Origin of the sequence: Haloferula sp. A504, assembly GCF_044385805.1 — a bacterium.
Taxonomy (GTDB): domain Bacteria; phylum Verrucomicrobiota; class Verrucomicrobiia; order Verrucomicrobiales; family Akkermansiaceae; genus Haloferula.
The window spans coordinates 24,924-34,223 of sequence record NZ_JBISBU010000058.1 but is presented as its reverse complement, the minus strand read 5'-3'; the positions used below and the strand labels follow the sequence as shown (position 1 = coordinate 34,223).

The 9,300-nt window shown below is 65.0% G+C and carries 10 protein-coding genes; 2 read left to right on the top strand and 8 right to left on the bottom strand.

The window, feature by feature from the left end:
* Window positions 1-329: 329 nt before the first annotated feature.
* From ACG2LG_RS19760 to ACG2LG_RS19745, 4 genes are all read right to left on the bottom strand, one after another.
* Entirely contained in the window at window positions 330-638 is a 309-nt protein-coding gene (locus tag ACG2LG_RS19760; protein ID WP_396261956.1) for a type II toxin-antitoxin system RelE/ParE family toxin, read from the bottom strand.
* Window positions 635-886 (bottom strand): hypothetical protein, encoded by a 252-nt coding sequence (locus ACG2LG_RS19755; RefSeq protein WP_396261954.1) that lies wholly within the window; start codon window positions 884-886, stop codon window positions 635-637. Before ACG2LG_RS19755 ends, ACG2LG_RS19760 begins: the two co-directional genes overlap by 4 nt.
* A gap of 287 nt (window positions 887-1,173) precedes the next feature.
* Window positions 1,174-1,677 carry a DUF1772 domain-containing protein gene (locus tag ACG2LG_RS19750; RefSeq protein WP_396261952.1) on the bottom strand — a complete coding sequence of 168 codons (504 nt, stop codon included), beginning with the start codon at window positions 1,675-1,677 and terminating at the stop codon, window positions 1,174-1,176.
* Between the two features lie 68 nt (window positions 1,678-1,745).
* Window positions 1,746-2,603 carry an NmrA family NAD(P)-binding protein gene (locus ACG2LG_RS19745; protein ID WP_396261950.1) on the bottom strand — a complete coding sequence of 286 codons (858 nt, stop codon included), beginning with the start codon at window positions 2,601-2,603 and terminating at the stop codon, window positions 1,746-1,748.
* A gap of 90 nt (window positions 2,604-2,693) precedes the next feature.
* On the opposite strand from ACG2LG_RS19745, the gene ACG2LG_RS19740 reads away from it, so the two are divergent.
* Both ACG2LG_RS19740 and ACG2LG_RS19735 read left to right on the top strand, forming a co-directional pair.
* Window positions 2,694-3,674, top strand: a complete 981-nt coding sequence (locus tag ACG2LG_RS19740) for an AraC family transcriptional regulator (RefSeq protein ID WP_396261948.1) — start codon at window positions 2,694-2,696, stop codon at window positions 3,672-3,674.
* Between the two features lie 218 nt (window positions 3,675-3,892).
* On the top strand, window positions 3,893-4,375 hold the full coding sequence (locus tag ACG2LG_RS19735) for a hypothetical protein (protein ID WP_396261946.1): 483 nt from the start codon (window positions 3,893-3,895) through the stop codon (window positions 4,373-4,375).
* Window positions 4,376-4,517: 142 nt separating this feature from the next.
* On the opposite strand, the gene ACG2LG_RS19730 is transcribed toward ACG2LG_RS19735, so the two are convergent.
* The 4 genes from ACG2LG_RS19730 to thrC form a co-directional block, all read right to left on the bottom strand.
* Window positions 4,518-5,348: a serine protease gene (locus ACG2LG_RS19730; protein WP_396261945.1), complete on the bottom strand. Its 831-nt coding sequence runs from the start codon at window positions 5,346-5,348 to the stop codon at window positions 4,518-4,520.
* A gap of 47 nt (window positions 5,349-5,395) precedes the next feature.
* On the bottom strand, window positions 5,396-6,118 hold the full coding sequence (locus ACG2LG_RS19725) for a putative 4-mercaptohistidine N1-methyltransferase (protein ID WP_396261943.1): 723 nt from the start codon (window positions 6,116-6,118) through the stop codon (window positions 5,396-5,398).
* Between the two features lie 261 nt (window positions 6,119-6,379).
* Complete coding sequence (locus ACG2LG_RS19720; protein WP_396261941.1) at window positions 6,380-7,840, bottom strand: sulfatase; 1,461 nt, start codon at window positions 7,838-7,840, stop codon at window positions 6,380-6,382.
* A 95-nt stretch (window positions 7,841-7,935) separates the two neighbouring features.
* Window positions 7,936-9,228 (bottom strand): threonine synthase, encoded by a 1,293-nt coding sequence (gene thrC, locus ACG2LG_RS19715; RefSeq protein WP_396261939.1) that lies wholly within the window; start codon window positions 9,226-9,228, stop codon window positions 7,936-7,938.
* Window positions 9,229-9,300: the final 72 nt, after the last annotated feature.

Below are 9,300 nucleotides of genomic sequence, written 5' to 3'. Positions count from 1 at the left end.
GGGGTGGCGATCGGATCGCAAGCGTTCGTGGAGGAGGTGTTCGCCAAACGGAGGGAATGTTTCGGGGCCAAGAGGAAGAACGGCGCGCGGCCAATCCGCGAGTCGGCCGAAGCCAGCTTGTTTTCCCTGCGGGCCTTGCGCGTGCAGGCCGTCGAGTAGTTTCCGGTTCCTCCATTCGCCAAGGGGAATCAGTAGCTGGGGTCCCCCGATTCGATGTTTCGCTGGTGCTCAAGCCCAATGTCGCTTCTTCGGAGGGCCGCTCCGAGAGCGATGGTATTCGGCTGTGTCGCGCCTTTTCCTGGCTTGAGGTCGATCTCGACGCGCGAGCTTCAGATTCTCTCTCGCCAGCCCGAGTCGTGGCGGGCGGCGTGGAGGATGGCGATGACGAGAATCGATTCGGTGCTCTCATCGACACCGTAGATGACGCGATAGGGGAAGCGCTCGGGATAGCGCCACCGAATGTCGAGCGATGGATGGCGGCGTGAACCGATGAGCGGCTGCGCGGCGATGGATTCCCACGTGCGGATGATCTCTTCGACAAACCCTCCGCCGAGCCCGCCTTCGCGGGATTCATACCACTTGGCGACGTCGGCTACATCGTCTTCGACCTCCGGCCTGAATTCGAGCCGCCAGCTCATTTCGGGAACCGGGAGCGCAGCGAGCGTTTCATCTCGTCGAACGAGACCGCGGACGATGGATCACGGCGGTGCTCGTCAAGCCGGGAAGAAATCAGAGTCTCGTCGTCCGGCGACAACGCGGGCTCATCGATCTCCATCGCCCGGCGAATGAGCAATTGCCGTTCCGCCACGCTGAAGGCCGGTAGTTCTTCAAGAATTTGCGCCAGGCTCACGCCGAAAACCGTATTCTGGAACCTGCGCGGAGTCATGGAGAAATTTGCCCTCGCTCCGCTCGCGCCATGCAAAGTGGCGTTTGCTCCGCCACAAATGCCGCGTGATCGCCCTCCGGGCGTGGCATTCGGTGCGCAGCGGCTGGGTCGGGGGGACGACGGGAAGGAATCTCAATCGAAGGGGTCCCGTTTTCCGAGCATTGACCGCCGCTGGAGGGTGTCGCTAGCTTTCCCCATAAGATCACAGGACACGCCTTTTACGCGAATCCACTTGCGGCAAGCGGCGGCCAAGACGGCGGGCCTTACACTCAAGGGCTCGCACTGGATCAGCCTCCCCATCCCACGCATCCCAGCAGCACCACGGCCACGATGCAAACCACGGTGCGGAAGGCATTGAGACGGTTCCACGCGGGCTCGAAGGCCTGGCGGGCTTCGTTGAGTTCGGGTTGGCTCATGGATTCGAGCTCAAGCTTCTGCAGCCGGTTGTTGAGGGGGACGTTGCCGACCATCGTGGGGAGTTGCACGCCGAGAAGGTAGAGCCCGGCTGCGGCGACCAGCAGCCCACGTGCCGGCCCGTCGAGCTGGCCGAATCCCATGACCGCTGCGGCCACCACGCTGACCACCGACCCCAGCCAGACGAGGACGAAAAGAGGATGCCCGTTCTGGATGATGCGGTCGATTTCCTGAAAGCCTCGAAGGAAGGCCCGGTCGTCCAAGCGCCCGAGCCCGGGCATGACGAGGAGCGCGAAGGTGAAGAGAAGACCGGCGACCAGCGTAGTGGTGATCGTGGCGAAAACGAGCAGGATGTGGAAAAGGAGTTCCATGGTCATGGCGAAGGAGGCTTGAAGAAGAAGGATGAGGACGAGGGCGACCAGACCCGGCCGCCCTTGGATTCCGTTCAGGCAAAGGCACCGGACAGGTGCGCCTTCTGCAGGAAGCTGCGGAAGTCGCGGGGCGGGCGACCGAGGGCTCGCTGCACCCCGTCGCCGAGACTGGCGTTCCGTCCGTCGAGCACCTCGTTGAAGAGGTAATCGACCAGCTGAACCATGCCTTCCGGCAACCGGGCCGCCTTGAGTCCGGCGACGAAGTCCTCCCGCGAAACATCGATCACCTCGAGCTCGCGACCGGTCACCTCCCGGAACATCGCGGCGATGTCGCGGAAGGTCAGCAGCTCGGGTCCGGTCAACTGGTAGATCTCCCCGGCATGACCCTCGCCGGTGAGCGCGGCGGTGACGACGTCGGCAATGTCATCCGCATCCACATACCCCTCGCCCACGTGGGCATTGGGAACGGCAAGGCTGCCGCTCATGAGCAGGTCGCGGAAGAAGGACTCGGAGAAGTTCTGGTTGAACCAGCCGCAACGGACAATGGTCGCCTGAATGCCCGAGTCGAGCACCAGGCGCTCGCACAACTCCGCCTCTTCCTCGCCCCGCCCGGAGAGAAGCACGATTCGCTTCACGCCCTGCGTCCTGGCGACGGCCAGCAGGGCGCGAATGTGATCCGAGGCCCCAGGAACGGAGAGATCGGGGTGGTAGGTGACATAGAGCGACTCGACGCCCTCAAGGACCTCGCTCCAATTGGGATCGTCGTTCCAATCAAAGCTCGGGCTGCTCGAGCGGGAGGCGCTGCGGGCTTCGTGCCCGAGGGCCTGGAGGCGATCGATCACGCGTCGGCCGGTTTTTCCGCTGCCCCCAATCACAAGGAAAGGAGTGGTGGCGCTGTTCGGACGGAGTTGGCAGATGGTGTTTGTTTTCATCGGCCATAGCCTGATCCCTCGCCCTCCGCTCCGCTATGGCAGCGGGTCCAAGAGAATTGACCATTCGTCCAGAGGGGACATTCTTTCGAGATGTCGGACCAGCCCACGGCAAACTCGCCCGAGGAGGCCTTCCGGTCCGTCGATCCCCTGGGGGAAGCCCTGCATGCGCTGCGACTCAGCGGCGCCTTCTTCTGTCGATCCGAACTTCGCGCGCCGTGGGGCATCGAACTGCCGCCGATGCCGGGCAGCCTGATGTTTCACATCGTGACCGAAGGATCGGCGTGGATCACTTTCGGAAGCGGCGAGCGATACCGGATGGAAGCCGGTGACTTCGCGCTGCTCCCCCAAGGCCGCGGGCATGCGATCGTCGATGCCCCGGAAACTCCGGCGATCCACCTCTACGACTACGACCGCCCCCTGCTCAGCCCGCGCTATGAGCTGCTGGAAATCGACAACGGGGGCGACCCGGCCGGCCTGATCTGCGGGGTCGCGTCGGTGAAGGATCCGGCCGCCCGGCGGATGGTCGGCCTTTTGCCGAAGCTCATCCCGATGACGGCGGCCACGCCCGGCAATGAATGGCTTCGGGCATCCGTGCAGATCATGATGCAGGAGGCCCGCAGTCTGGGTCCCGGCGGCGATGCGGTGATCACCCGCTTCTCCGACATCCTCGTCGTGCAGGCGATCCGCCACTGGTTGCAGACCGATCCGAACGCGCAAACCGGCTGGCTCGGCGCCTTGCAGGATCCGCAGGTCGGACGCGCGCTTGCCTTGATCCATCGCGATCCCACCGAGGCCTGGACGGTGGAATCCCTGGCCGAAGCCGTGGGCATTTCCCGCTCTGGCCTTGCGGCCCGATTCGCCGACCTGGTCGGCGATACCCCGATGAGCTACCTGCGGCAATGGCGCTTCGAGGTCGCCCGCAACTGGTTGCGCGATACCGACCAGACCCAGGCCGAGATCGCGGAGCGGCTCGGCTATGAAAGCGAGTCGAGCTTCTCCCGCGCCTTCAAGAAAGCGACCGGACAAACCCCCGGGAGTGTCCGGCGAGAAGCGGCGGCGGATGAAGCTTGATACAACAACCTGACGAAATGGGATTCACCGCCAAGACGCCAAAATCGCCAAGCACATCCTCGATGTAACACCGAGCCCGGCTGGGTCACCACGGAGTCGAGTTGTTTCGCCGACATCCGGATGGTGCCGGGGAGGTGGCGAGGAAAGCCCGCCGGAATTCACGAGGTTTTCATGCTGTGACCGAAGGCCGTTCATCTCCCGGAAGCCACCGTCCCGCCATGACGGACACGTCCCAATCTTCCCATCCGCGACGCAACGCCCGGTCCGGGTGCCTCAAAGCCGCCCTCATCACGTTCGGGTTCCTCGCCGCAGTGGCCCTCGGAGTCGGCTTCCTGATCCACCGGGGGCTCGCCGACTTTGATTCGCACCGGGAGATGATGGGCCTCCGCAGCGGCCTCGAAGTGCGGGACGAGCAACTCCGCTACTCGCCCGGCATGGATGGAATCATGTGGTGCCGGTTCACCGTCGAGGCGAAGGGGCTCGACGAGGTCTTCGACACCTCGCTGGTGGATGTGTCCGAGCTCAACGAACCCGGTTGTCAGCTCCGCGGGGCCGGGAGCAGCCCCCGTTGGTGGGATGTGCAGACGAAGACGCTCACCGGGGGCAGTGTCGAGGTGCGGAACGATGAGTTCATGGACGTCGGCTTCGTGGACAACGAAGACGGCACCCTGACCGTCTACATCTTTTGGTTCGAGGTTTGATCGTCGAAGGGGTTGGCTGCAAAACACCTGCCAACGGCATCCGCTGTTTCCGGGGCGTTGCTTCAACCCCCGGTTCTCCCCGGGCAGCGTTCAGTGTGCCACCGGGAGACCTCCACTGCCACCAGCTTTGGCCTCGATGGTATCACCCGCCGCCGAGCAGGGTCCGGATCGCGTCGGCCGGCACGCAGTTCTTCACGACCATCTGCAGCGGTCCCTTGGGCTGGCCGTTGTTGGATTCGTAGTAGATCGACTGCGTGTTGCAGACCATCCCGACGACGCGATTCTCGGAATCGAGCACCGGCCCGCCGGATGATCCCTTGGCATAGTCGGCGGTGATCGACATGCGGACGACGGAGGGCCGGTCTTCGCGTTGCGGCGTTTCCGAGTAGCGCGAGACGCGGCCGAAGGTGTGCATGAAGAAGCGTCCATGGGGGTGGCTGATCACCTCGACTTCGGCTCCGATTCCGGCGGGGGGTCCGAGTTGGAGGGGCACCAGATCCGTGGCCTCGACCCGGAATAGGGCGACGTCCGAGGCCTCGTCGGCGGCGATCACCTCGAGGATCGGGTGGACGTTTCCATGCCGGTCGCAGACGCCCATCACTTGACCCCGGGCTTTCGCCAAGACGTGCTGGTTGGTCACCATCAAGCCGTCGTGGGTCAGCGCCCAGGCGGTGGCGACCCCCGCGAGGTGCCAGTGGTCGCAGCGTCCGCACTTGTAAACCGAACTGATCAGGTGGACGGAATCCGCCGGATGCTCCGGAGCGGAGGTCGCGAGTTTCGCGTCGGCGGGAAGCGTGGAGGTCGCCGGAAGTTCGTCGATGCTGTCGGCAAATGACTGGGCGGTCGGATGTTCCCCGGCTTCGGCCAGTTTGCCGAGGGTGTTCTGGAACTTCGCGCGCAGGGCGACGTCGTTGATGATCTCCGGGGCGGCGGTCGCCACGGAAGCGAGGAGGGGAAGGAGCAGGAGTCGCATGGTCGTCAAACGTCGGTGGTCGGTGAAGTTGTTCATTTTCGATCTCGTCAGCGCCGCCTCCAGTGGCTGAGCTGGGAACTCGTCCATTGGAACTTGCGGGCGGTTTCGCGGATCAGGAAGGGTTCGTCGGTGGAGGAAAGAAGCTCGAATTCCCCGCCGAGGTGGCCTTGCAGCCAGTCGAGCGTCGGCCCCTCGGGCCAGTTCTCCGGCGGGGTGAACTCCCCGAGCCAGGTGCAGGGCGTGGCAAGGATCAGTTCGCCACCGGAAACGACCAGCTCCGGCAGCCGGCGCAGAAGTCGCTCGGGTTCGGGCAGCCGGCACAGCAGGTTGGCGGCGTGAACGAGGTCGAAGGCACCGAGATCTGGCCGGAGGTTCATCGCGTCACCCTGCTCGAAGTGCACCCGTTCCGCGTGCACGCCCTGCGGCAGCTTCGCCTCGAGGGGGGTGCTCCGGTGGGCCTCGTCGAGGCGCGAGTAGGGCAGGGGGCCTTGGGCCAGGGCGGCGGCGGCACGGACAAAGGCGTGGGAGAAGTCGATGCCGGTCACCTCGTCGCAGGTTCGCGACATTTCGTAGGCCGAGCGGCCGACGGCGCATCCGAGGTCGAGGGCACGCCCGCCGGTGGTGGCGTGGGCGGGTGTGCGCACCGCAAAGTCGAGAGCCTCGGCCATGCCGGCCGGGGCGTCGGGCGGCAGGATCTCGTCGGCGCTGCCGTAGTGGAAGAGAAGATATTCAGAGACGAGCTTGTCCGACTCGTAGGGATTTTCCGCCATGGCGGAGCCAAGTCGTGGGCCGGGAGGTGGTCAAGGCGTCACTTGGTGATTGTCCGGCGAGTTGGAATGGCGCTTCTTCAGGCAGCGGCCTGGGTCTGAAAGTCAAAGGTCTGAAAGTCGAAAGTCCGAGCAATCCTCCCGCTCCGGCCTCGCAAAACGCCTGAGCAAAGGGACTTTTGACCTTGGACCTTCAGACCCTTAGACGTCCATTCCTCCGGGTAGTCCTTCCTCGGCGACACTCCGAAGGAAGTGCCATTCGGGCTACTTGCCCATCTCCTTCAGCATCCGCTCGCGGGCGAAGGACTCGCCCCACTGGGTCGGGTCGTCCTTGATCTTGTCCCACTCGTCGACGGTGATCCATCCGGTGCCGAAGGGGCGCCGGGCATGGCGGCCGAAGGCGGAGTGGGGATAGACCTCGTCCGGCGGGCGGACCGGGTTCACCGGGTCGGCCATTTCCGCCAGCCAGGCGTCGTAGCGGGCGCGGATCTCCTTGAGGATCTCCGGCTTTTCTTTCGCGAGATCGGTCGTCTCGCCGGGGTCGGCCTCGATGTCGTAGAGCCGCCATCCGCCGTCGCGGAAATTGACGATCCGCCACTGCTTCCAGCGCGCGATTTCCGAACCATGCGTGTTCCAGAAGAGGATGCGGTCGGGGTCGGGCTGCTGTTTTTTTAGCAGCAATGGCAGGAGGTTGACGCCTTCACAGTGCTTCGGTAGCGGGGTTTCCGCGACGGCGGCGGCGGTGGCGTAGAAGTCGATGGTGCTGGTCATGCCGGCGTAGCTCTTTCCGGCGGGCAGCGTGCCGGGCCACGACACGATGGTGGGCATGCGGTAGTTGCCCTCCCATTGCAGGTTCGAGCGGTTCACGCCGCGCTTGCCGCCACGGTAGGGATCGGGCCGGTGCTGGGCAGCCGGGTCGCCGCCATTGTCGCTGCCGAAGATGACCAGGGTTTCATCGGCGATGCCCATCTCGTCGAGCTGGTCGAGGATGCGCCCGATCTGGATGTCGAGGGCGAGCAGGGTGCCGCGAAGATACTGGCGTGGCTCCCATTTTCCCTCGTGGTCGGGGTAGAGCTGCCTGAGATACTTCTCGGGCACCTCGTGCAGCGGCGTGTGGACTGCGAGCGGCACGTAGTAGAGAAAGAAGGGCTGCTCGGTCCTGCCGTGGCGGGAGATGAAATCGATGGCGTAGTCGCCTTCGCTCTCGGTGAGGTAGGAGCCGTCGACGCCGACATACCACGAGCCGCTCTCGCCGCCGTCTTCATGCTTTCTGCGCGGAGTCTGCTTCGCCGCCTCGACAAAGCCGCGATCAAGCGCGCCCTGGTCCCAGCGGCCGATGTCCCATTTCTCAAAGCCGATGAAGCCGGTGTGGTAGCCCGCGTCGCGAAGCGTTTCGGCGAGCGTCGGCTTGTCGTCGGGGATCGGCACGCCGCGGGACAGGCCGTACTTGCCCCAGCGCTGGGTGTAGGCACCCATCATCAGTGCGGTGCGGCTCGGGCTGCACGGGGCGTTGTGGGTGTAGGCGTTGAGCAGCCGCATGCCCTGGTCGGCGAGGCGGTCGATGTTCTCGGTGCCTGGGTCGGGACAGCCGAAGGCGCCGACGTCGCCACGGGCCAGGTCGTCGACGTAGATGATGAGGATGTTGGGGCGCTTCGGGCTGTCTGCCGCAAGGGCGACGGAGAGGAGCGATGCCAGGAGTGCGAAGGCGAGAGCGGGCGTGGTCATGGGGATACGGCCTCAGGATGTGTGGATCGACACCCTCTTCCGCCGGAGGCTTCGGCGGGCAGGGGAAGGTTGATACGTCGGAAAGAGTGCGGGTCTTAGCGCGACTCAAGCCAGGACTTGAACTCGTCCTCTTCGGCGGCCATCGGGGTGGCGACCTTCTCGCGGTCGGCGAGGATGGCGAGACGGTCGGGGATCTCGACGGTATTCGCGCCCAGTTCCTGCTCCATGACGTCGAGAAACTTCGCCGGGTGGGCGGTCTCGAGGGTGATGGTCGGGACATCCGGGTGCGACTCCCGCCACTGACGCGCGGCCAGCCAGCCGACCGCGCCGTGCGGGTCGATGGCGTAGCGATGCGTGTCCCAGACCTCGCGGATGGCCGCGCGGGTGCTGGCGTCGTCGCAGGCGAGGCCGGAAATCGTCGCCTTCATCTGCTCCCAGGACTGGCCGAAGATCGCCTGCATGCGGGCGAAGTTCGACGGTGCCCCGACGTCCATCGCGTTGGAGATGGTGGCGGCGCTGGGGCGCGGACGGTAGTCGCCTCTGTCGAGGTACTCCGGGACGACATCGTTGATGTTGGTCGCCGCGACGAAGCCCGCGACCGGCAGGCCCAGGCGCATCGCCATCAGGCCCGCGGTGAGGTTGCCAAAGTTTCCCGAGGGCACGACGAAGGCGGGTGTTTCGTCCACCCGGCGGGCACTATGGATGTAGTAGAAACTCTGCGGGACGAGTCGGGCCAGGTTGATCGAGTTGGCGGAGGTGAGGTTGAGGCGCTCCGAGAGCTCGCGGTCGAGGAAGGCGGACTTCACCAGCCGCTGGCAGTCGTCGAAGGAGCCGTCGACCTCCAGCGCGTGGATGTTGCCTCCGAGGGTGGTGAGCTGCTTCTCCTGCAATCCGGAGACCTTGCCCTTGGGATACAGGATCAGGACGCGGGTGCCCTCGACATGGTGGAAGGCCGAGGCGACCGCGCCGCCGGTGTCGCCCGAGGTGGCGACGAGCACGGTCAGTTCGCGGTCCTCGCCGCGGGTCAGCCAGCCCATCAGCCGCGCCATGAAGCGCGCGCCGAAATCCTTGAAGGCGAGCGTGGGTCCGTGGAACAGCTCGAGGATATGGTCCTTCTCCGCGAGTGAAACGAGGGGGGCGTCGAACTCGAGGGTGCCATCGACGATCTCCACCAGCGCGTCCTCGGGAACATCCTCGCCAAAGAAGGCTTCCGCCACCGCGTAGCCGATCTCCTGGAAACTCAGGTCGCGCCAGAGCCGCCAGAAGTCCTCGCCGAGCACCGGCAGTTCGTCGGGCATGTAGAGCCCGTTGTCCGGCGGCAGCGAGCGCAGGATCGCCTCCTTGAGATCGACGCGGTGGGACGGGTTGTTGGTCGAGTGGTAGCGCACCGAAGTTCCAGGTAATAAGTTCCAAGTGCCAAGCTCGCCGGGCGGTGGCTTTCAAAAAGGCGGCTTGTCTTC